Origin of the sequence: Vreelandella venusta (assembly GCF_044809155.1) — a bacterium.
In the GTDB taxonomy this organism is placed as follows: domain Bacteria; phylum Pseudomonadota; class Gammaproteobacteria; order Pseudomonadales; family Halomonadaceae; genus Vreelandella; species Vreelandella venusta_B.
Window position 1 is genome coordinate 1,572,097 of the sequence record NZ_CP085241.1, and the last position, 22,398, is coordinate 1,594,494.

20 protein-coding genes and 1 tRNA gene are annotated in these 22,398 nt (G+C 53.1%); 17 read left to right on the forward strand and 4 right to left on the reverse strand.

What is annotated here, in order from left to right:
* Nucleotides 1-107: 107 nt before the first annotated feature.
* Complete coding sequence (sohB, locus tag LG301_RS07440) at nt 108-1,154, forward strand: protease SohB (protein ID WP_404474742.1); 1,047 nt, start codon at nt 108-110, stop codon at nt 1,152-1,154.
* 48 nt (nt 1,155-1,202) lie between these two features.
* Here sohB and LG301_RS07445 read toward each other — a convergent pair whose 3' ends face one another.
* Nucleotides 1,203-1,523 carry an ArsR/SmtB family transcription factor gene (locus LG301_RS07445; protein WP_404474744.1) on the reverse strand — a complete coding sequence of 107 codons (321 nt, stop codon included), beginning with the start codon at nt 1,521-1,523 and terminating at the stop codon, nt 1,203-1,205.
* A 298-nt stretch (nt 1,524-1,821) separates the two neighbouring features.
* On the opposite strand from LG301_RS07445, the gene LG301_RS07450 reads away from it, so the two are divergent.
* The 3 genes from LG301_RS07450 (at nt 1,822) to LG301_RS07460 (ending at nt 5,386) form a co-directional block, all read left to right on the forward strand.
* Entirely contained in the window at nt 1,822-3,738 is a 1,917-nt protein-coding gene (locus LG301_RS07450) for a propionyl-CoA synthetase (protein ID WP_404474746.1), read from the forward strand.
* A gap of 156 nt (nt 3,739-3,894) precedes the next feature.
* The gene (locus LG301_RS07455; protein WP_404474747.1) at nt 3,895-4,563 is read left to right on the forward strand and encodes a 7-cyano-7-deazaguanine/7-aminomethyl-7-deazaguanine transporter; all 669 of its coding nucleotides are present in this window, start codon (nt 3,895-3,897) and stop codon (nt 4,561-4,563) included.
* Between the two features lie 16 nt (nt 4,564-4,579).
* Nucleotides 4,580-5,386, forward strand: a complete 807-nt coding sequence (locus LG301_RS07460) for an alpha/beta fold hydrolase (protein WP_404474749.1) — start codon at nt 4,580-4,582, stop codon at nt 5,384-5,386.
* Between the two features lie 15 nt (nt 5,387-5,401).
* Here LG301_RS07460 and LG301_RS07465 read toward each other — a convergent pair whose 3' ends face one another.
* Nucleotides 5,402-6,793 carry an exonuclease domain-containing protein gene (locus tag LG301_RS07465; protein WP_404474751.1) on the reverse strand — a complete coding sequence of 464 codons (1,392 nt, stop codon included), beginning with the start codon at nt 6,791-6,793 and terminating at the stop codon, nt 5,402-5,404.
* 34 nt (nt 6,794-6,827) lie between these two features.
* Entirely contained in the window at nt 6,828-8,012 is a 1,185-nt protein-coding gene (locus LG301_RS07470; RefSeq protein WP_404474753.1) for an ABC transporter substrate-binding protein, read from the reverse strand.
* Nucleotides 8,013-8,163: 151 nt separating this feature from the next.
* On the opposite strand from LG301_RS07470, the gene LG301_RS07475 reads away from it, so the two are divergent.
* From LG301_RS07475 to LG301_RS07485, 3 genes are all read left to right on the forward strand, one after another.
* Nucleotides 8,164-9,870 (forward strand): potassium/proton antiporter, encoded by a 1,707-nt coding sequence (locus tag LG301_RS07475; protein WP_404474755.1) that lies wholly within the window; start codon nt 8,164-8,166, stop codon nt 9,868-9,870.
* A gap of 58 nt (nt 9,871-9,928) precedes the next feature.
* Nucleotides 9,929-10,019, forward strand: a tRNA-Ser gene (locus LG301_RS07480).
* A gap of 319 nt (nt 10,020-10,338) precedes the next feature.
* Nucleotides 10,339-10,650, forward strand: coding sequence for an addiction module antidote protein (locus tag LG301_RS07485; RefSeq protein ID WP_404474757.1), 312 nt, complete (start codon nt 10,339-10,341; stop codon nt 10,648-10,650).
* Between the two features lie 86 nt (nt 10,651-10,736).
* Here the strand turns inward: LG301_RS07485 and LG301_RS07490 are convergent, their stop codons facing one another.
* The gene (locus LG301_RS07490; RefSeq protein WP_404474758.1) at nt 10,737-11,516 is read right to left on the reverse strand and encodes a transporter substrate-binding domain-containing protein; all 780 of its coding nucleotides are present in this window, start codon (nt 11,514-11,516) and stop codon (nt 10,737-10,739) included.
* A gap of 370 nt (nt 11,517-11,886) precedes the next feature.
* On the opposite strand from LG301_RS07490, the gene LG301_RS07495 reads away from it, so the two are divergent.
* The 10 genes from LG301_RS07495 (at nt 11,887) to LG301_RS07540 (ending at nt 22,371) form a co-directional block, all read left to right on the forward strand.
* The gene (locus LG301_RS07495; RefSeq protein ID WP_404474760.1) at nt 11,887-12,825 is read left to right on the forward strand and encodes a sugar ABC transporter substrate-binding protein; all 939 of its coding nucleotides are present in this window, start codon (nt 11,887-11,889) and stop codon (nt 12,823-12,825) included.
* A 170-nt stretch (nt 12,826-12,995) separates the two neighbouring features.
* A complete protein-coding gene (locus tag LG301_RS07500; RefSeq protein ID WP_404474762.1) occupies nt 12,996-14,006 on the forward strand; it encodes an ABC transporter permease in 1,011 nt (336 codons plus the stop codon).
* A 16-nt stretch (nt 14,007-14,022) separates the two neighbouring features.
* Complete coding sequence (locus LG301_RS07505; protein ID WP_404474764.1) at nt 14,023-14,982, forward strand: ABC transporter permease; 960 nt, start codon at nt 14,023-14,025, stop codon at nt 14,980-14,982.
* A complete protein-coding gene (locus LG301_RS07510) occupies nt 14,979-16,523 on the forward strand; it encodes a sugar ABC transporter ATP-binding protein (protein ID WP_404474766.1) in 1,545 nt (514 codons plus the stop codon). Before LG301_RS07505 ends, LG301_RS07510 begins: the two co-directional genes overlap by 4 nt.
* 83 nt (nt 16,524-16,606) lie before the next feature.
* Nucleotides 16,607-17,686 carry a maleylacetate reductase gene (locus LG301_RS07515; protein WP_404474768.1) on the forward strand — a complete coding sequence of 360 codons (1,080 nt, stop codon included), beginning with the start codon at nt 16,607-16,609 and terminating at the stop codon, nt 17,684-17,686.
* Nucleotides 17,683-19,068, forward strand: coding sequence for an amidohydrolase family protein (locus LG301_RS07520; protein WP_404474770.1), 1,386 nt, complete (start codon nt 17,683-17,685; stop codon nt 19,066-19,068). The genes LG301_RS07515 and LG301_RS07520 overlap by 4 nt, the downstream gene beginning before the upstream one ends.
* Nucleotides 19,065-20,012, forward strand: coding sequence for an NAD(P)-dependent oxidoreductase (locus LG301_RS07525; protein ID WP_404474772.1), 948 nt, complete (start codon nt 19,065-19,067; stop codon nt 20,010-20,012). Before LG301_RS07520 ends, LG301_RS07525 begins: the two co-directional genes overlap by 4 nt.
* A complete protein-coding gene (locus tag LG301_RS07530; RefSeq protein ID WP_404474774.1) occupies nt 20,005-20,868 on the forward strand; it encodes an intradiol ring-cleavage dioxygenase in 864 nt (287 codons plus the stop codon). The genes LG301_RS07525 and LG301_RS07530 overlap by 8 nt, the downstream gene beginning before the upstream one ends.
* A gap of 59 nt (nt 20,869-20,927) precedes the next feature.
* Nucleotides 20,928-21,518 carry a malonic semialdehyde reductase gene (locus LG301_RS07535; RefSeq protein ID WP_404376741.1) on the forward strand — a complete coding sequence of 197 codons (591 nt, stop codon included), beginning with the start codon at nt 20,928-20,930 and terminating at the stop codon, nt 21,516-21,518.
* Between the two features lie 115 nt (nt 21,519-21,633).
* Complete coding sequence (locus tag LG301_RS07540; RefSeq protein WP_404474776.1) at nt 21,634-22,371, forward strand: sulfite exporter TauE/SafE family protein; 738 nt, start codon at nt 21,634-21,636, stop codon at nt 22,369-22,371.
* Nucleotides 22,372-22,398: the final 27 nt, after the last annotated feature.

Sequence of the window (22,398 nt, forward strand, 5' to 3'; positions counted from 1 at the left end):
ACAATTGTTTTAATCAAGAGCCCTGGGTACACGGCAACGAGGTCTTGGGCCTGAGCGTGGTCAAAGTAAGTCTTTTCAGCCTTTAAATACAGTATGGGGAGCAGTATATGAGCGAATGGGTGGTAGAGATAGGAACCTTCCTAGTGCAGGCTATTATTGTGATGGCCTTGGTAGGGTTTATCTTATTGCTGATTATGCGCAGTAAAGAATCCGACAATAGCGCTCTTAAGTTGCATGTTGAGTCGCTAAATGATCAGCGCCGTTCACGGGAGCGCCGCTTGCGTGTTCATACCACGCCTCATGGGGCGCGTAAGAAGCTCATCAAAGCCTTTCGTCAGGAAGATAAAGCACGGCATAAAGCAGTCAAAGGCGTTAAGCCCGCACAACAGCCCTCATCTAGAGCATGGGTTCTGGATTTTCATGGTGACTTGAAGGCCTCGCAAACTGAACATTTTGCTCAAGAGATTTCGGCAGTGATCAAGGTTGCGTCGGCTGAGGATGAGGTGATTGTGCGCCTTGAGTCTGCAGGAGGCGTGGTTCACGGCTACGGATTAGCGGCGTCTCAGTTGGACCGTTTGCGTGATGCGGGCCTCACCACTACCGTTTGTATTGATAAAGTCGCTGCGAGTGGCGGCTATATGATGGCTTGTACCGCTCACCATATTATGGCTGCACCTTTTGCAGTGATTGGCTCCATTGGCGTTGTCGCACAGGTGCCGAATATCCATCGCTTGCTTAAGCGTCACGATATTGACGTAGAGTTACTGACTGCAGGCAAATATAAGCGCACGTTAACCGTGTTGGGAGAAAATACTCAAGAGGGCCGCGAGAAATTTATCGATGATCTGGAGAATACCCACCAGCTGTTTAAAGACTATGTTTCTCAGCATCGTCCCGCAATGGATATTGATAAACTTGCCACTGGCGAAATCTGGTACGGCAGCGAGGCTCTAGAGCAGCAGTTAGTTGATAGCGTGGGGACTAGCGAGGCTTATTTGGTTGAACGGATGGCAGAAGCCGATGTTTATCAGGTTAGGCTTGAGCCGCCCAAAACCATTAGTCGTAAAATCGGCTTGGCAGTGTCTGCCGGGATAGAGCAAGCAGCCCTCAAGGCGTTAGGACTCATCGATGCGGCCGGATGGCAGCGCCGCTAAACGCATGTATACCTAAGACTGCTTTAATACGGTTTAAATCGCAGTGAATTAGGCTGCGTAATGGTGCGCCAAAGTGTCAATAATCGCTTTGGCGCTCTCACTTTTCAGTGAATAATAAATGGTTTGAGACTCCCTGCGCGTGTTAACCAGATGGTCTCGTCGCAAAATGGCCAGGTGTTGTGAGAGTGCTGATTGGCTGAGAGAAAGCTGCTGGTTAATTTGGGTAACCGAGAGTTCTGTTTCTGCTAGCAAGCAAAGGATTTGTAAACGCTTCTCGTTAGCAAGGGCTTTTAATAAATTAGTGCCTGCCTCAATGGCATGGCCGTTATGCTCTAGGAGGCGTGAGGCGGCGCTTGGGGAACCAGACATGAGTATCTCCTTGCCTACACTGATGACACAGCGTTGTAATGGTTTTATAGGCATTATCGCGTCGGGGGCGCATCGCGAGAATCTGTTTAATCAATGATCAATAATTTAGCGTGTTTTGTCCAAAAAGCGGTTTAACGATTTATCAATGGTAGTGCTTCTCGTTTTTGTCGACAATTTGTGCAAGCTTATACGGCTTTGGTCGCGTTTTATCCCATAGTATGAGGGTGATTACGCGATTAACTTTATAGAGTGTCAACAATCAGGTTCGTTTCTTTGACAACATCCAGGTTAATCGACGATGACTCTCTATCAGAACACCTTTCAACAATCGGTGGAGCACCCCGCAACCTTTTGGGCTGAACAAGCCAAACGGCTTCCATGGTATACCTCTCCTTCCACTATTCTTTCCTATGATGAGCAGCAGCATGCCCGTTGGTTTGGCGATGGCGAGCTAAATATTTGCTATGCCGCTATCGATTATCATGTGGAGCAGGGGCGAGGCGGCCAGCCGGCTATTTATTGGGATTCACCTGTCACCCAGTCAAAGCAAACGATTACCTACCAGGAGCTACGTGACCGCGTAGCCCAATTCGCAGGTGGCCTTGAATCGCTCGGCGTCGCGAAAGGTGACCGGGTCGTTATTTACATGCCCATGGTTCCCGAAGCATTGATCGCCATGTATGCCTGCGCTCGGTTAGGTGCTGTGCACTCGGTAGTGTTTGGTGGTTTTGCGCCCCATGAGCTGGCTGTTCGGATTGAAGATGCAGAGCCAAAGGTGGTTATTGCGGCTTCCTGCGGAATCGAAATTGATAAAGTGTTGCCTTACAAACCCATCATCGACCAGGCGATTGCGCAAAGTAGCTTTAAGCCTGACGCATGCGTTGTTTTCCAGCGTGAGGCGCTAAAGGCGGAGCTAGCAGAGGGCGACCATGATTGGCAGACGCTAGTCGCCGATGCTCCCTTGGCAGCGTGCGTGCCTGTTAAAGCAACCGACCCCCTTTATGTGCTCTACACCTCCGGTACCACGGGTAAGCCTAAAGGGGTGGTGCGTGATACTGGCGGTTATGCAGTAGCGCTGGCTTACTCCATGGAAGCGATTTATGCGCTGGAGCCGGGGGATGTCATGTTTACCGCTTCGGATGTCGGGTGGGTAGTCGGGCACTCTTATATTGTGTATGCGCCGCTGTTGAGAGGCTGTACAACGGTTATTTATGAAGGGAAGCCGGTAAAAACGCCCGATGCCGGAAGCTTCTGGCGCATCATTGAAGAGTACAAAGTTAAAAGCTTTTTCACGGCGCCAACGGCCTTCCGAGCGATTAAAAAAGAGGACCCTGACGCAAAGCTATTGGAAAATTACGATATTAGTAGCCTTGAGCACCTTTATGTTGCTGGTGAGCGGCTAGATCCCCCTACCTTCCATTGGCTAGACGACTTGTTAGACGTGCCGGTGATAGACCACTGGTGGCAAACCGAAACCGGTTGGCCGATTGCCGCTAATTTACCTGGAATAGAGGCTGCGCCTACCAAAGCAGGTTCTGCAACGTACCCGGTGCCAGGGTTTAATGTACAAATCCTCGATCGAGACGGTGAGGCCGCTGCGCCCATGCAGCAGGGAAGTGTCGTGATTCAACAACCGCTCCCGCCGGGCTGCTTAACCGGTATTTGGCGCGACCCGCAGCGGTTCCATAGTGCCTACATGGCAGCGTTCCCTGGTTACTACTTAACCGGTGATGGCGGCTATTTTGATGAAGAGGGCTATTTGTTCATCATGGGTAGAACCGACGATGTTATTAACGTGGCGGGGCACCGGCTCTCGACAGGTGAAATGGAAGAGGTCGTTGGCGGGCATCCGGCCGTTGCAGAGTGCGCGGTGATTGGTATTCATGATGACTTGAAAGGGCAGCTCCCTATCGGCTTGGTGATTACAAAAGATGGCTTTGAGGGTGACGAGACTCAGCTTGAAGCCGAACTAATTAACCTGGTTCGTGAGCGTATCGGGCCAATTGCGTGCTTCAAGCAAGTATTGGTTGTCAATCGGCTGCCAAAAACGCGCTCTGGTAAAATTTTGCGTAAGTTGTTGCGCAACATTGCCGATGGTAAGTCATTCGGCATACCGTCAACGATTGATGATCCTACCAGCTTAGAGGACGTGCATGCTGCCATGCGCGAGCGCTCCGTTGGTGCCGCGGATCAGGCTAAACCGCAGGACGCCTAATGCCCCTATAGTACCGCTATTGCTAGCCCAGCCGCTCAATTTATTGGGCGGCTTTTTTATTATCTAGCAGAAAGCGTATAATGCGCGACCGCTGCGTTAACGCGCTTTTTTGAGGGTTCCCTAACCCCTCATGTAACTGAAAAAAGGCCATTCTCTATGTTTGCATTAACCGATTCGCAATACCGGCGTTGCCTTGTGATAATGATCGCTTTTCACATTGGTATTATTGCGGCAAGTAACTACTTGGTTCAACTGCCGTTTACGCTATTTGGTTTTCATACCACCTGGGGCGCTTTCAGCTTCCCATTCATCTTTTTGGCGACTGATTTAACCGTGCGGTTATTTGGTAAAAAGCCAGCGCGCTCCATTATTCTGCGCGTGATGTTTCCTGCACTAGTTGTTTCTTATGTCGTGTCCGTTGTTTTTCCACGGGGCAGCTTTGCCGGCATAGATGCCTTGGGGGAGTGGAACGTGTTTGTAGCGCGCATCGCGCTGGCGAGCTTCCTTGCCTATGTGCTAGGGCAGTTATTAGACGTACAGGTGTTTGATCGTTTACGCCGGTGGGCGTGGTGGGTAGCTCCGGTGTGTTCGACCGTATTAGGTAATTTAGCGGATACCTTTGCGTTTTTCTTTGCTGCCTTTCATAACAGTCCGGACCCTTTTATGGCTAACCATTGGGTTGAGATCGCGGTAGTTGATTACGTGATCAAATTGGGCATTAGCTTGCTCTTTTTCTTACCCTTGTATGGCCTATTGTTAGCTTGGCTTACCCGCCGTTTGGTGGTGTGGACAGGCCAATCCGATGCGTCCCCTCGAACTGCATAATAGCTAAGGAGCCTGCATGACCGAACTTGCCACCGTTGAACTTCATGCCATCGACTTGCCTGCCGAGCCAGGTAGCCATGACTCGCTTCCGTTAGTGGTCATCCATGGCCTGTTGGGCAGTGCTGATAACTGGCGCTCGCACCTTAAAGTGTGGCAGCAGTCTCGCCGTGTCATTGCAGTTGATCTGCGTAACCATGGCCGCTCACCCCATGTAGAGGGAATGAGTTATACCGCCATGAGCCAGGATGTGCTAGCGGTATTGGACAAGCTTTCGATCAAACGTGCCCATATTCTTGGGCACTCCATGGGGGGCAAAGTCGCTATTACGCTAGCCCGTGTTGCCCCAGAACGTTGCGCGTCGTTGGTGGTGGCAGATATCGCACCGGTGGCTTATCAGCATGGCCATGATGATGTGTTTGCTGCGTTGGAGCGGGTAAAGGCGGGTAAGCCGACTAACCGGCGTGAAGCGGACGCATTGCTTGCCGAACACGTTGACTCACGCCCCACGCGGCTGTTCCTTGCCACTAACCTAGTGCGCAACGAGGAAGGAAGTATGAGTTTGCGTGTCGGTTTAGATGAGATTCAACGGGGTTATGAGGCTATTATCGGCGTGCCAGACGGCGAGAATGCTTTTGATGGCCCGGCGCTGGTGCTGCGTGGCGGCGACTCTCACTATGTAAGCGATGATATGCTGCCAGCGCTGCGGGACATACTGCCCAAGGCACGCCTTGTTACCCTTAAACAAGCCGGCCACTGGCTACATGCTGACCAGCCAGAAGCGTTTCAACAAGCCGTTGAGGCCTTTATCGCCGCGCAGTCTTAGGTGGTTAAGGCCAAATTATTCCCCAAGCGGGGTGATGGTTAAACGGTGCTGCTCTGGGTTACGTAGAAATCGGTTTAGAATACGATAGGTGTCAACATCAAATTGTGGGCATGAGCCGACAAGCTTTCTAGCCGCGCTTAACGTACTTCTGCTACCCAGGTAGCACCAGTGGTCTACTACATGATAGGCAGTCTTCCGTGTGTTTTGGCCTTTTTCACGAATCACAATTCGGTCGGGCCATGGCCACGTGCCAACTTGGAGTTTTTCCATTGCTTCCTGTGCACGTTGAGTGTGCTCTTTCAGTTCCTCTTTGCCGCAGCAAGCCCCTTTGCATTTGCCTAATTGGTGGGCAAAACAGCGGCCTTTCCCTTTTTCCAGGCCAAGCACCTGGGGGCACAGTTGGTGTGTTTCACTCAGGGAGCGAAGTGTGTCTTTCGCCTCTTTAGCGCTGCGAAAAAGCCCGAAGAAGCGTCCCGTTTGGGGTTGGCCTAGCGCGCTGCCATTCATCAAGGTGGGAGCGGTTTGTTCGGTTGGCCAGTGCCAGGTGTGTAATTTTCCTTGCCGCCTCAGTTGTCGGTTCATGATGGGCATTAGTTGCTTAACCAGCTGAGCCTCTCGCAGTTGGGCGCCCATGTCGCCTGCTGTCTCTTCCCACTCAATATGCTGTATTTGCTGGGCTAGGCGCATCTCTTTGTCATCTTGATAATCGCGCTGAAAGTGGCCTAGGACGCGGCTGCGTAAATTAATGCTTTTACCCACATAAAGGGGAAGTCGGCTATGACCATAAAAGAGGTAGACGCCGGGCGTTGAGGGTAGCCCGTCAAGCTGTGCGCTATCTAGATGAGCGGGTAAGCTTCGGTGGCGCTGTTCATCACCTAGGGCAGCCTGCCATCTTTCGTGATCGTGATGGCGCTGCCACGTTTGCCACAGCTTCCATAGCGCTAACGCGTCGTCTTCTGCTCGGTGGTGGCGTTCTACCGCTATTTCATAGCGCTGCAGAAGTGCTGCGAGATTGTGCTGAGCGGCTTGGGGGGCAAGGCGTCTTGAAAGGCGTAATGTACAGATTAATTCGGCGCGAAAATCGAAGCCTGCGCGCTTAAACTCATTGCGCAGAAAGCTGTAATCAAAGCGTGCGTTGTGGGCGACTAAACGTCCATCCCCAAGCCACTGGCGAAACTCTGCTGCTACCTGCTGAAACGCGGGGGCGTGGGTGAGCATGTCATCCGTAATTCCTGTCAGTTGGCTGATGTGCGCAGGAATTTTACATCCAGGATTAATTAAGCTGCACCAGCGCTCCGTGATGGTGCCATTTACAACCTTCAACGCAGCAACTTCAGTGATATGATCCCGAGTGGCTCGGGTGCCGGTGGTTTCAACATCAATAAAGATTAACGGTGCTTCGCTCATGGCGCTCCAGCGCAAAGTGATTAAGTTTGCCAAGTTATATCGAATGCGGGTCGATCGCCAAGCGTGATACGGGCAGCACGGCATTGATAAGTTCTGCTTGCAGTAAAAAGTTTTCAAACGCCTTATAGCGGCGAGTATCGAGAGCCGCCGGGCTCAGTGTCATCCGTCTAAGCAAATCCTCCCAGGCTTGTGCATTAATGGCATTATCAAGCACCGGGTGGGTAGCGGTTAAAAGTGACCAAGCAGCTTCTGGGTTGTCGATTATCCAATAGCTGGCTTCTTCAAGCGCGATTAAAAAGCGCGACCATGTTGGAGCGCGGCGAGTGGCCGTATCGCTATTGGCCACTATGATGAGCCCGTCATGTCGGGGTATTTCTAACTCGTGGTACTGAACCACATGGGTGGCAATGCCCTCTGTGGCAAGCTGCGGGGGTAAGTAGTGGAAGAAACCATCTGCAATGGCTTCTACTCTTCCTTCTCGTAGGGCGGTCGTGGCCGTGAAGCGTACATTTTCAGGCGGCATAACCGTATCAATCTGCTGGACGGAATGGGGTCGTACTTGTTGCAACACAGTATCGCGCCCTTCGCGGGTCGAAAAACCGTAGTGTAATCCTTCGAGATGCATGAGCGGGTCCTCGCCCTGGTGCTGTTCGCCGGACACAATAACCGCAGTAAGAGGTGTTTCAAATAGCGTGCCAATGCGGGCAATCGGTGCGCCGTCGTGGGCATGCAAATGCAGCAGAGGCTGTCGCGTTAGTGCAAGATCCACATCACCAGCGGCGAGCAGTTTAATCGCAATCGTTGGGTCAGCGGGGGTTTGCAGTTCAACCGCAAGCCCCTGAGCAGCAAACAGGCCGCGTTCTTTGGCAATAACGAGAGCGGCATGTTGAGGGCTTAAATACCAGTCCAGCATTATTGTTAGCTGTTTCAGAGGGGGAGGGTCTAACGGTGGAGGCGGGATCAGCGCCATGGTGGGGGCTTCTTCTTCGGGGCTTTCTTCAATACTTTCTTCAGTACTTTCTTCAGCATTATCCTCGGAGGAAGATTGCCACAAGGCGTCAGGAACTGTTACCTCACTTTCAAGGTGCAGTACCTCGGTGTTATCAATGCTTTCTTCATTGGCGTAAGCAACGTCGTTTGAGAACAATGAAAATACTATTGATGTCAGTGATGCGAATAAAAGCGCGACTAACCATCGGCGAAGAAAAGGTTGCAACATAGACAATAACTCCAGGCATTGTAAGGGCGGAGTGTAGCCGCGAGGTTAAGCATCTGACCACCCCCATCACGCATCCACTCCGTAATATGTCACAGTAAATTCAACGGTAGCGTGCAATAATAAAGCAGCATTGATGTAGAGACGGAGACACATGGACGCAATTTATACGTTCTTCTTAGTGGGTGGTTCGCTCATGGCGCTTAGCATTTTAGCAAGCCGCCTTTCATCAATGTTTGGCGTTCCGTTACTGCTTATCTTCCTTGGGCTTGGCATGCTGGCCGGTGAGGAGGGCGTGCTGGGCGTCGAATTCGACGATTATTCAATGGCCTTTACAATTGGGCATTTGGCCCTGGCCATGATTTTGTTAGACGGCGGCTTACGCACTCGCTTGAAAACGTTCCGTGTGGGCTTCAGGCCTGCGCTCTCTCTAGCGACCTTTGGCGTGTTTATTACCAGCACCATTGTTGGTTTGATTGCCATGTGGGTGTTTGATCTAACGCTCATTCAAGGGCTTTTGGTGGGGGCGATTGTTGGCTCTACCGATGCGGCCGCCGTTTTCTCAATGCTCAGCGGCCGTGGTGTCAACTTAAACGAGCGGGTAGGGGCGACTCTTGAAATTGAGTCGGGTACCAACGACCCGATGGCGATTTTTTTAACGCTGATGTTGGTTGAACTGTTGGTGGGAGATATTGGCGGCCCCTTAGAGACCCTGCTTTTCTTTATTTCCCAGTTTGGTATTGGCCTACTAATTGGTTTAGGAGGGGGGTGGTTAAGCGCGAAGCTGTTGCGTTGGCTTGACCTTGCGCCTGGGCTTTACGCCATGCTGGCGCTGGCGCTTGGGTTCAGCGTCTTTGGTTTAACCAGTGTGCTGGGGGGGAGTGGCTTTCTTGCTATCTATTTAGCCGGGTTGATGATTGGTAATCAGCCAGGCCGTCACCTGAACTTTATTTTGCCTGTCCACGATGGCTTGGCATGGTTAAGTCAAATTGGTTTGTTCTTGGTGCTGGGGCTGTTGGTCACACCAAGCGAGTTGTGGGAAGTGGCCTTGCCCGCAGGCTTAGTGGCCCTGGCGTTAATTTTTATTGCTCGCCCTTTGGCTGTTCTCATTACGATCAAGCCTTTTTTTAAGTTTCGTTGGCGAGAAACCTGGTTTATTGCGTGGGTAGGGCTGAGAGGGGCGGTGCCTATCGTGCTAGCTATCTTCCCGCTGATTGGTGGCGTTGAAAACGCTTCGCTCTATTTCAATGTGGCATTTGCAGTAGTCTTAATGTCGCTGCTTATTCAAGGGGGCTCACTCACCCTCATGGCGCGCTGGTTGAAAGTGGAAGTGCCCGTAGGTGCTACCCCTAACCGACGCGGGCCGCTTGGCATACTGCCTGAAAATGACTTCGAGATGTTTGTTTACGTTGTCGAAAACCAAGACTTAGAAGATGTCCCTATCAGACTTTTGCGGTTTCCGTCCGGCGCGCTGATTTCTGCCCTGTTCCGCGATCATGCAATGCTTCACCCAAAAGGTAGCACGCGACTGAAGCTCAATGATGTGATTTGTGTCATCGGACGTTCAGAAGACCTAGTAGCTTTGAATCGGCTGTTTAATGGCGATGCGAAGCTTAAGCAAGAGCGTGCTTTCTTCGGTACCTTTACTCTGGATGGCAGTGCCCAGATGCAGGATGTTGCTCAGGCTTACGGCTTAACGTTAAGCCCAGGGGAGCAGGATATGACACTGGCTGAATTTGTTTCTCTGCGAGTGGGTGGTCACCCCGTTGTCGGCGATGATGTTGATTGGCACGGCATTCACTGGGTCGTTAGCGATATGGAAGGCGGGAGTATTACTCGAGTGGGCTTAAGGCTGTACTAATTCACTCTAAAGGCATTGACTTACAAGGAAATGCTGTTATTATACGCACCCATAAGCCGGAGGGATGGCAGAGCGGTTGAATGCACCGGTCTTGAAAACCGGCATAGGTTAATAGCCTATCCAGGGTTCGAATCCCTGTCCCTCCGCCACTTATCTCGAAAAGCCCCTGATTCGTCAGGGGCTTTTTTCGTTGAGATATATCCACTATATGTTTAGTCTGTAGCTTTTAAGCTACGCTAGTGCTATGACTGAACTTACTCATTACTTTACCACTGATGGTCATGACCCGTTTCAAGCTTGGTTAGATGCTACCAAAGCAAAAGATCGTCAAGCCGCTATGCGAGTTTTGACTCGCCTTAATAGGCTGGCAGCGGGTAATGCTGTTAGTAGGCGGAGCTAAACAACGCCAGCAAGCTGATATTGAGCAGGCTAAAGCGTTTTTGGCCGACCACAAGAGGAGGGCACGCCATGAGAAGCCATGATGAAGCAGTCATTGAAATGCTTCGTAATGACCCTGGTATGGCGTTGGACTACTTGCGCACAGCCTTTGACGAGCTTGATGAGGACGGGGGGGAATCAGCATTCCTGATGGCGCTCCGTCATGTCGTTGAGGCGCAGGGTGGCATGGCGCTGGTAGCAGAACGTGCCAAAGTGTCACGTGAAAGTCTATATCGCGCTTTATCACCTAAAGGTAACCCAACACTTCGCACCATGACGGCGGTGATTAGAGCCACAGGCATCAATTTCCATGACCTTACTCATCAAGCGCCCGCAGGCTAGCACCACAAAATACGTTTAATTGCTAGTAAATCAAAGGGCAGCACTGGCGTGCTGCCCTCATCACTAGCTGGATTATCACTTATCCCTTAAATCTTAATATCGTAATCCACGTACTTATTCATTAGCTCGTCGTAGGTGCCGTCTTCTTTAATCCCACGTAGCGCCTCGTTGAACTGCTCGGCTAATGCTTCATTTCGTGGGTGGAAAGCAGCAGCGACGCCGTGGCCGAAATAGCTTTTAGGTTCACGAATCAAGGGTGAGCTGGTGACTACGTTGCTGCCGTCCTGGTTCACCTGAAGTGATGACAGTGCAAGCGGGTAATACATAAAGGCTGCATCGAGGCGGCCTGAGTGAACATCGACTGCGAGATCTTCACCTGTCGCATAGCGTCGCACATCCACTAGGTCGCCGTAGGTGTCAGTAATGTAAGCATCACGGATGGTGCCGCGCTGTACACCTACCGATAAGACTTCAAGTGCATCCTGGTCTTCAATGTCAATCTCTTTGCCTGCTTGGGTTACCCAAACACTTGGATTGCTGTAGTAAGGCTCCGAGAAGAGCACCTGTTCACGGCGTGCATCGGTAATCGCCATGGATGAGACAATCGCGTCGTATTTGCGTGCCAGTAGGCCAGGAATGATGCCATCCCAACCTTGCTCGACCCATTCACACTCACGCTCAATGCGTCGACATACCTCTTCGCCAAGTTCGACCTCGAAGCCTGTTAACGTGCCGTCGGGTAGGCGGTATTGAAAGGGCTCAAAGGGAACGTCAACGGCTAGCCGTAATGGGGAATCGGAATAGGCAGGCAAAGCGAACATCAATGATGTTAAGGCGGTTGCTACACCTAAGGTGACTCGTGACATGCTGTTTTCCTTCTTCTTTTTATATGAGTTTTTATTAAAACTATCATGCTAAGCGTTAAGCGACTACTACGTATGCACCACTGTTTTACAACAAACGGCTTTCGGGCAGCGGTGCAACCCAAAGCAGGCCGTGTGTACAAGAGCTGTCTATAGAGAGTTCGTTTTAATTCCGGAGGCTTTAAGCCTGCTGCGTAGCGGGTGGTCGCCATTGTTGGCGTGTTGCAGAGCGAAGTGTATTAAAAAAACCAAATTGGTCATTTCTATGGTGCGGTTACGTTGTGCCTCAACAAAGCCGGGCAGTAAGCTCCAACCACAGGCTTACGAGTCTGTAAGCCAAAAAACAATTAATAAAAACGCTAGGAGAAACACAATGTTCAATAAAACCGCCATTGCTGCATCAGTGATGTTGATGTCAATTGCAACAGCGCACGCCGAAGGCCCTTATCGTATAGGTATTACGCAAAACAATGTCGGTGTCGATAGCTATCAGACGACGTATGAGAGTGCGTTTGAAGCGGCGGCAGCGCGTGAAGGTAATGTCGATGTCGTGGTGTTGGACGCGGGTGGCGATGTAGCCCGCCAAATCGGCCAAATGCAGGATCTTATTCAGCAACGTGTCGATGCCATCATCATTTGGCCAACCAACGGCCAAGCCGTTATTCCTGCCATCCGCCAAGCTCACAGTGCCGGTATTCCTGTCATCGTGACCAACTCTAAAATTGCCGATGCGGGTCTGGATTTTATCGCTGCTTTCTCAGGGCCGGACAACGTTCAACAAGGTATTTCGTCGGCTGAAATGATGTGCGATGCCCTGGGGGGTGAGGGTCAGATTGTGCAGATTTCCGGCCAACCTGGCTACACCACGGCAATGGAGCGCGCAGGTGGGTTTGAGGATCGCCTGGCTGAAGCTTGCCCGGGTGTCGAACTGTTGGAAACCCAGCCAGGTAACTGGAACCGTGAGCGCGCCCAGCGGGTAATGGAAGATTTCCTGACGAAATATGACCATATCGACGGTGTGTATTCGGGCGACGACAACATGGGCGTAGGCGCTTTAAATGCCGCTAAAGGCGCTGGACGCGCAGACGGAATCATCTTTATTGGAGCCACGAACTTCGCCGTTGGCTACGATGCTATTGAGCGCGGTGAATATTACGGCTCTATCTACCAATCCCCGGTGGATGATGCAGAAGCCGCCCTGCAAACCGCACTGGATGTGTTAGCTGGCGAAGAGCTTCCGAAAATGAACTTCTTTGAAACACCGAAAATCACCGCAGAGAACCTTGAAGAGTTTGATCGTCCGGTTTTCTGAATATAGGGCGTATTACCCAGTATTGATGGTGTGAAGACAACTCAATACAGAAGGGGTGCGAACCTGAATGCAGGCTTCCTGCGCTGGGAGGTGCCGCTGGTGTGACGACAAACATCGTGCATCGTCACACTTATGGCTGCCTCCCTAGGTGATTTTTACAGGTGAATAGCATGGCTTCCACAGAACAAACAAAAGTTGGAGTGCCGTTAGGAAAGCTGAGCAAAGCAGGTGTGCTGAGTTTTTTATCGGCTCAGGGCATTCTCATTTTTTTCCTAATCGGGATGTTCGTTTTTTCGTTTTTTTCTGAGCAGTTCCTCTCTCAGTCAAACATTATGACCGTTGTCCGCCAAGCATCCATTATTGGCATTATCGCGGTGGGGGTCACCGTGGTCATTATTGGCGGCAACTTAGACCTTTCCGTCGGCTCGATGCTGTCGTTCTCCACCGTCCTGGTGGTTGATCTACATGACAAAATTGGCCCGACGAACGCCATTCTGTTGATGTTCGCGCTGACCTTGATGATCGGTGCCGTCAACGGGTTTTTGATTGGTTTTCTTAGGCTCAACTCGTTGATTGTGACGCTGGCCATGCTGTCAGCCATACAAGGGTTTGTGCTGATTTATAGCGGCGGCCAGAACGTCGATATTGCCAATCAAGAGAATACTTGGTTCGCCTTCTTCGGCCGTGGGTTTGTGGGGGGTATTGCGGTCCCGGTTCTGATGTTTGGTCTGCTCGCTATCTTGATTCAAGTAGTCATGTCTTACACCGGATATGGGCGACGTATCTTTGCTGTCGGCGGTAATCCAATGGCAGCCGTCTATTCGGGTATTCGTAAAAACTGGTGTGTCTTCAGCACGTATTTGATCTCTGCTTTCTGCGTGGCGTGTGCCGCCCTAGTGCTTGGCTCGCGGGTTATGGGCTCGCAAAACAATGTAGGGCAGGGGTACGAGCTACTGGTGTTGGCCGGCATCATCCTTGGCGGCACAAGCTTGCTGGGCGGTGCAGGCAGTATCTGGAAAACGGTGATTGGCGTGCTGATTCTGGGCTTTATCCAAAATGGCCTGCTGTTGATGGGCTACCCCTACTACATCCAGTGGATCGTGACTTGGGTAATTATCATTCTGGCCGTATGGCTGGATCTCGCCAACAAGCGCAAGCGCTTGTTTACGACCCACTCATAACGCGGAGGGATGCAAAATGACATCGATTAAAGGGTTCTTCCGTGGTAGAGCGAAAATACAGCCAATCTGGGTATTTGTGATTGCTCTTTTTATTTTCTTCAGTGCTATGTCGGAGTACTTCCTTTCATTTGGGAATATCAGCAACATTTTGGTACAGACCTCAACGATAGGCCTGATTGCCCTGGGCATGACCTTCGTGATGATTAACGGCAACATCGATTTGTCGGTGGGCGCGATACTGGGGCTTTCCGCTTCTTTGGCAGTGGGCTTGCAGGAAATTAGTATGACGCTGGCGATTCTCGCCGCGTTAGTCTCAGGTATTTTGCTGGGCGCCCTCAATGGCTTTGTGGTTTGGAAAACCGGTGTTAACGCGTTCATCGTAACGCTAGGGGCCATGCTGGGTGTGCGTGGCCTGATCTTTCTATACACCGGTGAGCAGTCCTTCTTCGCCATGAACTTTGCGTTCGCCGACTTCGGCACGAGCACTATCGGGCCGGTTCCCGTCTTAGCCATCATTTTTCTGGTGTGCGCGTTGATCATGCATCTGGTGCTGACGCGAACCAGCCATGGCCGCAATACCTTTGCCGTAGGTGGCAACCCTGAAGCATCAATTGATGCCGGCATCCGCCTAGGCCGCCACATGATGATTAACTTTATTATCGTGGGTTTCTTCTCTGCGTTAGCAGGCGTGCTGCTTGCCAGCCAAATGGGGGCCGCAACGCCCAACCTGGGTCGTGACTACGAGCTTTGGGTGATTACCGCGGTGGTCTTAGGGGGCACGAAGTTGACCGGTGGCTACGGCAGTATTGTTGGCACCTTAGGCGGCGTACTGGCCATCGGCATTCTGCGTAACGGCATGAACTTGATGCAGGTGCCCGCTTTTTACGTACTCGTCATTCTCGGCGCGATTCTCATCTCTGTTCTGATTATTGATAAGAAGCTTAATGCACCCTCGGCCAAGGAGGTGCGGATATGAACGCCTCTTCAACGCAATCACGTCAGCCAATCGACGCAGCACCCATCTTGGAACTTAAAGGCATCACTAAGCGATTCCCCGGTGTGGTCGCGCTCAACAACGTCGATTTTGACGTTCGCCCCGGCGAGGTGCACGCCTTGCTGGGTGAGAACGGGGCTGGCAAATCTACCCTGATGAAAGTGCTAGCCGGTAAACACCAGGCCAATGACGGCAAAATTATTCTAGGCGGCCAGGAGATGGCGTTTGAAAATCCCAAGCACGCCAAACGCGCTGGGGTTGTACTGATTCATCAAGAGCAGTCGCTGGTGTCTGAAATGACGGTTGCCGAAAACATCTTTCTCGGCAGTTTGCCAAGAAAGCCGTTCAACCGCGTTGACTGGCGAAAGCTGCGCGAAGATACCAATAAGATTCTTGAGCGGCTCAAGTGCGGTTTTCAGCATGACGATGTCGTGGGCTCGCTGTCGATTGCCAAAAAACAGATGGTGGAAATTGGCAGGGCGCTCGCCTTTACGCCGCAGGTCGTCGTATTTGACGAGCCGACGGCATCGCTCACCGACCACGAAAAGCCGGTGCTCTACGACGTAATTAACTCGCTGTGTGAGCAGGGTGTGGGCATTGTGTACATCTCCCACCGCATGGATGAGATTTTCCATCTGTCGCACCGCATTTCAGTGCTGCGAGACGGCGAGTACACCGGCACGGTCAACACCGCCGATACCAACGAAGACGAAATCACGCGGATGATGATTGGCCGCAGTTTAGAGCTTGATCATGCAAGCAAACCCACTGATTTCGGCGACAACATGCTGGAAGTGCGTAACCTGTCAGTTAAGCGTGTTTTTGAAGATGTAAGCTTTAACGTTCGCAAGGGCGAGATCGTTGGTATGTACGGGCTGGTAGGCGCGGGCCGCTCAGAGGTGGCAGAAACCATCTTTGGCCTGCGTAAACCGTCGGCTGGTGACGTCGTGCTTGATGGTGAGGTAGTGAATTTTCGTAATTCCCACGATGCGGTGGTAAGCGGCGTTGCGTTAGTCCCTGAAGATCGCAAGGATCAGGGACTCATTCTGGGCATGAACTGTCGTGACAACATGACATTGGCCAGCCTTTCCAGCGTGTCGTCATTAGGCTTTATGACCAGTGCAAAAGAGCGCGAAGTCTACGACAAGTATCACCAAGCCATGAAAATCAAAACCCCCAGCTGGCGCCAAAAGGTCGGCAATTTAAGCGGCGGGAATCAGCAGAAGATCGTCATCGGCAAGTGGCTGCATACACACCCTAAGCTGCTCATACTCGATGAGCCAACGCGGGGTATTGACGTCGGCTCCAAGTCCGAAATCCACACGCTCGTCAAAGACTTGGCTAAATCCGGCTACGCCGTGCTGGTGATCTCCTCAGAAATGCCCGAAGTGCTGGGCCTGAGTAACCGCATTATCGCGATGTATGACGGCCGCGTCACCGCTGAGTTCGATGGTGACAACGTCAGCGAGGACGAGTTAGTGCAAGCCATTACCGGTATGGGAAAGCAGGCGCAGGCGAGCTAGCTCACCTGCTGCGACGGATGTGCTCGCTAGAGAGAAGAGAGTAGCGAGCACACAGCCGATTTCAAACGACTAAGGAATGTTTTATGCAACCTTTTGTTTACGATGGCCTGCCATCCCGGGTGGTATTTGGCCAAGGTACCCTGGCTCAACTAAGGCAAGAGCTTGAACATCTCGGCTGCTCACGCGCCCTGGTGTTAGCCACGCCTCAGCAGCACGAGCAGGCAAGCCGCGTACTAGAACTGCTGGGCGATAAGGGCGTCGGCGTTTACGCGGACGCCGTCATGCATACGCCGATCGAGGTGACCGAACATGCTCTACAAGTGGTCCAAGAGCTAAACGTAGACTGCACGGTGGCCATCGGTGGCGGTTCAACGATTGGCTTGGGTAAAGCGATTGCCTTACGTACTGGCTTGCCTCAGATTGCGATACCCACCACTTATGCTGGCTCAGAAATGACGCCGATCCTGGGTGAAACAAGCGACGGCATCAAAACCACCCAGCGCACCCTGGATGTACTACCGGAAACGGTCATTTACGACGTTGACCTCACCTTAACGCTGCCTACGGTGATGTCCGGCACCAGCGGCATTAACGCAATTGCCCATGCCGTTGAGGCGCTTTATGCCCGAGACTGCAACCCGGTGATTGCGCTCATGGCTGAAGAGGGAATTGCGGCGCTAGCACGAAGCCTGCCGGTGATTGCCAACGACCCTGCCAACGTTGAAGCGCGCTCTGATGCGCTCTACGGCGCTTGGCTATGCGGCACGTGCCTAGGTTCAGTGGGCATGTCGCTGCATCACAAGCTTTGCCATACCCTCGGCGGCTCTTTCAATTTACCCCATGCGGAGACGCACACCATTGTGCTGCCTTATGCGCTGGCTTATAACGCGCCTGCGGTGCCGGAAGCGATGGCGCGTATTGGGCGTGCGCTGGGCTGTGACGACGCGGCGGCTGGCCTTTACGACTTAGGGCGTGCCGTGGGTGCCCCAAGCGCACTCTCCGAACTAGGCTTTAGCGTAGACGATGTGGCACGTGCAACGGAGATTGCGACCCGCAACCCTTACTGGAATCCACGCGATGTGGAGGCCAAAGGTATCCACCGTTTGCTCAGCGATGCTCAGTCGGGGAAACGGCCCCAGGCGGAGAGTGGAGGTGGCCAATGAACACGCTGTTTGTTAACGCCACGATTGTCACCATGGACCCGCAGTTGGGCGAACTGAGCGATGGCCAGGTACTGATTGAGGGTGATCGTATCGTCGCCGTGGGGCATGACCTCACCGATCACCCCAAGGCACACGCAGCCGAGGTGATCGACTGTGGCGGCGGTATCCTGATTCCTGGGTTGGTGAACGCCCATATGCATACTTGGCAGACCGGCCTGCGCGGCGTTGCCGCCAACTGGACGCTGCTGGAGTATTTTCGCCATGTTCACCGTGGCCTTGCGGCGCTGTTTACGCCCGAGGATATCCAAATTGCCACCCGGATGGGCGCGATTAACCAGCTGAATTGCGGTACCACCACGCTGGGTGATTGGTGCCATAACAACCCGACCCCGAAGCACACCGACGCCGCTGTGAAAGGGCTAAAGGAATCGGGCATTCGCGCGCTGTTTCTGCATGGCTCCCCAAAACCTGACCCTAAACCTGGTCAGCCGCATTTTAGTGAAATTCCTCATCCTCGTCATGAGATAGAGCGCTTATTAAACGGCGAGCTGGCAAACCCAGAAGGGCTCGTCACCTTGGGAATGGCTATTCTCGGCCCTCACTACTCAACCCTAGAGGTGACCCTGCAGGACTTTGCTTTGGCCAAAGAGTTTGGCCTGGTCGCCTCGATGCACCAGGGCGGCGGTGAGGCCGTGGCCCCCGGTGCCTGGGACGAAGTGGAAGCGCGTGGCCTGCTAGGCCCTGATATCAACATTGTGCATGGCCAAAGTTTGGACGAAGGCCAAATGTCCCGGTTCTGCGCCAGCGGCGTGACGTTCTCCATTGCCCCTGAAAACGAGATGACCCAGGGCCACGGTTTTCCGGTGACCGGGGTTGTTCGTAAGAATGGCGGCGTGGTGTCTTTGGGTGTGGATCTCGAATCGGTTCTCTCTGGAGACATGTTCAGCGTTGCCCGGGCAGCGTTGGGGATGCAGCGCGCTCTTGATAACGATTCCTCACGCCGTGAGCAGGGCAAGATCCCCGATACTTCCACCATTACCACCAGAGAAGCGCTGGGTTGGATCACCCTCGATGGGGCAAAAGCATTGGGTCTTGATGACCGTATTGGCAGCCTCACGCCGGGTAAGCAGGCCGACATAGTGCTGCTGGATAGCAACCAGCTCAACATGCAGCCGGTGAACGACCCAGTTTCCACAGTGGTCATGCAAACCAGCCTTGCCAACGTCGACAGCGTGATGGTGGCCGGACAGTTCAAAAAACGTGGCGGCCGTCTGCTCATGGAAACTCAGCAGGGCATCGCTGAGCTGGCCACGTCTGGCCACCGCATTCACGCCGAACTGCTGGCGCGTGAAGCGCAATCAACACAGGAGGTCACCCCATGACAACCGCTTCTGCAACGCCTTCAACGACCCCAAAAGTGGCGTGGGTAGGCTTGGGTAAACTGGGTTTGCCGATGGCTGCTCGTATTATTCAATCCGGCACTCCTGTTCAAGGCTTTGATCTATCGGCGCAGCGCCTTGCTCTTGCTGCAGAGATCGGGGTGACGCCCCATCCAACGCTGGCAGAGGCCGTGGCCGGTTGCGACTTGGTGTTTGTCTCCATCCCCGATGACCGCGCGTTGATCAGTCTGTGCCTTGAGTCTGGCGAGCTGATTCGTCACATGTTGCCCGGCAGCACCTTGATTGAGACAAGTACAGTGAGTGTGGAAGCCTCTGCACGAGTGGCCGAGGCGGCAACGGCTCACGGTGTGGTCTATCTGCGCAGCCCGGTATCCGGTAACCCCGTTGCGGCAGAGGCGGGCACGCTTTCCGCGATGGTTTCCGGCCCACGGGAAGCGCTGGAAGCGGCCAAACCCGTGTTTGCAGCGTTTACCAAAGCGCAGTATTGGCTGGGCGACGAAGAGCAGGCCCGGGTGGCCAAACTGGCCATCAACCTGATGATTGCCGTCAGTGCCGGGATGATGAGTGAAGCGCTGACGCTGGCGCGTAAAGGCAATATTGAGTGGGACGCTATGCTGGAGCTGATCTCTGACAGCGCGGTGGGCTCACCCATGGTGAAGTACAAGGTGCCGCCCCTGTTAGCGCGGGATTTTACTTCGACGTTTTCCGCCGCGCAGATGGCCAAAGATCTTGATCTGATCCTTGACTGCGCCCACGGCACTGGAGTCTCGACCCCGTTAGCAGCGCAAATGCGCGAAGCCTACACTGCCCTGATCGCCACCGGGCATGGTAACGATGACTATATCGCCACCGTGCATCATACCGAGCGCCTGTCAGGGTTGGGTGAACCTTCGCCCGTCACGCAGGGAGGGCACACACATGCGTAATCTCACCACCGACAATATTACCGCCGCCGTAATGGATGAGTTTTCACGCTGTGAAGATGAACGGCTGAAAACGCTGCTCAATGGCTTGGTCAAACACCTGCATGCCTATCTGCGCGAGGTGAAGCCCACCGAGAAAGAGTGGACTCAGGCAATTGAGTTTCTCACCCGAGCCGGGCAAATGTGCGACGACGAACGCCAGGAGTTTATCCTGCTGTCTGACACCCTGGGCGTCACCATGCTGGTGGATGCGATTAATCACGCCAGCAGCGACCCTAAAATTACCGAAAGCACCGTGTTAGGGCCGTTTTACGTCGCTGATCCTCCTCAAGCCAACCAGGGCGATGCCATTAACTGGGGCGTTGAAGGGGAGCCACTGTTCATCGAAGGTTACGTGCACGACGCGCATGGCAAACCATTGGCGAATGTTGCCATCGACGTTTGGCAATCGGACAGCGAAGGCTTTTATGACGTTCAAAAGCCAGAGCTTGAAAGCGCCTCATTGCGCGCCCGTTTCCACACTGACAACCAGGGCCGCTACGCCTTCTGGACGGTGACGCCGTCTCCTTATCCCATCCCGACCGATGGGCCAGTTGGCAAAATGCTCGAAATCACCGGACGGCACCCTTATCGCCCCGCCCATGTGCACTTCATGCTGATGGCACCGGGCTACGAAACCCTGGTGACCCAAATCTTCGCGGAAGACGACCCCTACCTCGACTCTGACGCGGTATTTGGCGTGAAGGACTCCTTGGTGAAGGAGTTCGTGCAAAAGCCAGCGGGGCAGGCGCCCGATGGCCGGCAGATGGACACCTCATACCGCTATTTTCAATACGATTTCGGCTTAAAGACGGCCTGAACGACTCACCCTGAACGCCTGGCTCCTAATGAGCGGGTTAAACCGAAAGAGGCAACACCATGACAACGATTAATCAAGCAGCGATGGCCACCCTATTCACAGAAGCGCGCACTCATAACGTTTGGCAGGACCGTGAGGTGAGCGAGGAAACGCTGCGCGAACTGTATAACCTGATGCATTTCGGTCCCACCTCAATGAACTGCCAACCATCGCGGATTATTTTCCTGACCACTGACGAAGCCAAGGAACGCCTGAAGCCAGCGCTTTTGCCAGGTAATCAGGAAAAAACCATGAAAGCCCCGGTGGTGGCAGTGATTGGTTTTGATACCGAGTTTTACGAGCACCTGCCGCGTATGTTTGCCCATAACAAAGACGCCAAATCGCTGTTTGAAGGCAAACCGGACTTCATTCACTCTACGGCGTTCCGCAATAGCTCTATTCAAGGCGGCTATTTGATTTTAGCGGCCCGTGCGCTTGGTTTGGATGCAGGCCCTATGTCGGGCTTCAATAACGCAGCGGTGGATGAAGAGTTCTTCCCAGACGGTAAAGTGAAGAGCAACTTCCTGTGCAACTTAGGCTATGGCGATGCCAGCGCCCTGTTCCCACGTGGCGACCGCTTCTCCTTCGATGAAGTGTGCACCGTACTGTAAGCACGCCTTACGTACGCATATTGGTTGACCTACCGAAAAAGGGCCGTGCCTGTCATGGCCCTTTTTTCTGCGTGGGTGGCCCGGCGTTAAGGCGCAATCTAAGAGGGGTGTTCGTATGGCATTTGATTGGGTATTTGTGGCACTGATGATAATGGCCGTGTTACTGACAGGGATTTCCAAATCAGGGTTTGCGGGTGGGGTGGGGGTGGTTGCTGTACCGCTGATCTCGCTAAAGGCAAGCCCCACCTTTGCGGTGGCGGTGATGCTACCGCTGCTGATTGTGATGGACGTGTTTAGCCTAAAAGCGTGGTGGCGACAGCGGGTAGATCGTCTGTTATGGCTGATGTTTCCGCCTGCGATATTGGGCGTTGCGGTGGGCTACTTCACCTATGGCTGGTTTGATGAGGCGCTGCTGACACTGCTGCTGGGTATTTTTTCCGTGCTTTTTGGCCTGTGGGGGCTGCTTAAACCGCTACGCGGCCGACTGATGCCCACTTGGGTGGGGCGTCTGTGTGGAGGAATCGCCGGGTTTACCAGCTTTATTGCCCATGCGGGCGGCCCACCGCTGAATTTTTACTTGCTGCAGTGCCAACTCACCAAGCAGCAGTTTTTAGGCACGGCGGTGGTGTTTCTGGCGATCACCAACTTGGTAAAGCTGGTGCCCTATACGATGCTTGGCCTGGTAACGTTCGATAATCTCACCATCGCCCTGCTGCTGATACCGGTGGCATGGCTGGGCATCCAGTTAGGGTTAATCATTCAGCGACGGATGGATGGGGAGCTGTTTTTCCGGGTGATTCTTTGCTTACTCATTTTGTTAGGTATCCGCTTGATCATCGATGGAGTAAGTTAAAGCCACCATGAAAAAGAGGCGAGTGGG

Bases quoted from the DNA above. Each gene is read 5' to 3' on its own strand.
- sohB (WP_404474742.1), top strand. From the start codon at position 108: ATGAGCGAATGGGTGGTAGAGATAGGAACCTTCCTAGTGCAGGCTATT.
- LG301_RS07445 (WP_404474744.1), bottom strand. From the start codon at position 1,523: ATGTCTGGTTCCCCAAGCGCCGCCTCACGCCTCCTAGAGCATAACGGC.
- LG301_RS07450 (WP_404474746.1), top strand. From the start codon at position 1,822: ATGACTCTCTATCAGAACACCTTTCAACAATCGGTGGAGCACCCCGCA.
- LG301_RS07455 (WP_404474747.1), top strand. From the start codon at position 3,895: ATGTTTGCATTAACCGATTCGCAATACCGGCGTTGCCTTGTGATAATG.
- LG301_RS07460 (WP_404474749.1), top strand. From the start codon at position 4,580: ATGACCGAACTTGCCACCGTTGAACTTCATGCCATCGACTTGCCTGCC.
- LG301_RS07465 (WP_404474751.1), bottom strand. From the start codon at position 6,793: ATGAGCGAAGCACCGTTAATCTTTATTGATGTTGAAACCACCGGCACC.
- LG301_RS07470 (WP_404474753.1), bottom strand. From the start codon at position 8,012: ATGTTGCAACCTTTTCTTCGCCGATGGTTAGTCGCGCTTTTATTCGCA.
- LG301_RS07475 (WP_404474755.1), top strand. From the start codon at position 8,164: ATGGACGCAATTTATACGTTCTTCTTAGTGGGTGGTTCGCTCATGGCG.
- LG301_RS07485 (WP_404474757.1), top strand. From the start codon at position 10,339: ATGAGAAGCCATGATGAAGCAGTCATTGAAATGCTTCGTAATGACCCT.
- LG301_RS07490 (WP_404474758.1), bottom strand. From the start codon at position 11,516: ATGTCACGAGTCACCTTAGGTGTAGCAACCGCCTTAACATCATTGATG.
- LG301_RS07495 (WP_404474760.1), top strand. From the start codon at position 11,887: ATGTTCAATAAAACCGCCATTGCTGCATCAGTGATGTTGATGTCAATT.
- LG301_RS07500 (WP_404474762.1), top strand. From the start codon at position 12,996: ATGGCTTCCACAGAACAAACAAAAGTTGGAGTGCCGTTAGGAAAGCTG.
- LG301_RS07505 (WP_404474764.1), top strand. From the start codon at position 14,023: ATGACATCGATTAAAGGGTTCTTCCGTGGTAGAGCGAAAATACAGCCA.
- LG301_RS07510 (WP_404474766.1), top strand. From the start codon at position 14,979: ATGAACGCCTCTTCAACGCAATCACGTCAGCCAATCGACGCAGCACCC.
- LG301_RS07515 (WP_404474768.1), top strand. From the start codon at position 16,607: ATGCAACCTTTTGTTTACGATGGCCTGCCATCCCGGGTGGTATTTGGC.
- LG301_RS07520 (WP_404474770.1), top strand. From the start codon at position 17,683: ATGAACACGCTGTTTGTTAACGCCACGATTGTCACCATGGACCCGCAG.
- LG301_RS07525 (WP_404474772.1), top strand. From the start codon at position 19,065: ATGACAACCGCTTCTGCAACGCCTTCAACGACCCCAAAAGTGGCGTGG.
- LG301_RS07530 (WP_404474774.1), top strand. From the start codon at position 20,005: ATGCGTAATCTCACCACCGACAATATTACCGCCGCCGTAATGGATGAG.
- LG301_RS07535 (WP_404376741.1), top strand. From the start codon at position 20,928: ATGACAACGATTAATCAAGCAGCGATGGCCACCCTATTCACAGAAGCG.
- LG301_RS07540 (WP_404474776.1), top strand. From the start codon at position 21,634: ATGGCATTTGATTGGGTATTTGTGGCACTGATGATAATGGCCGTGTTA.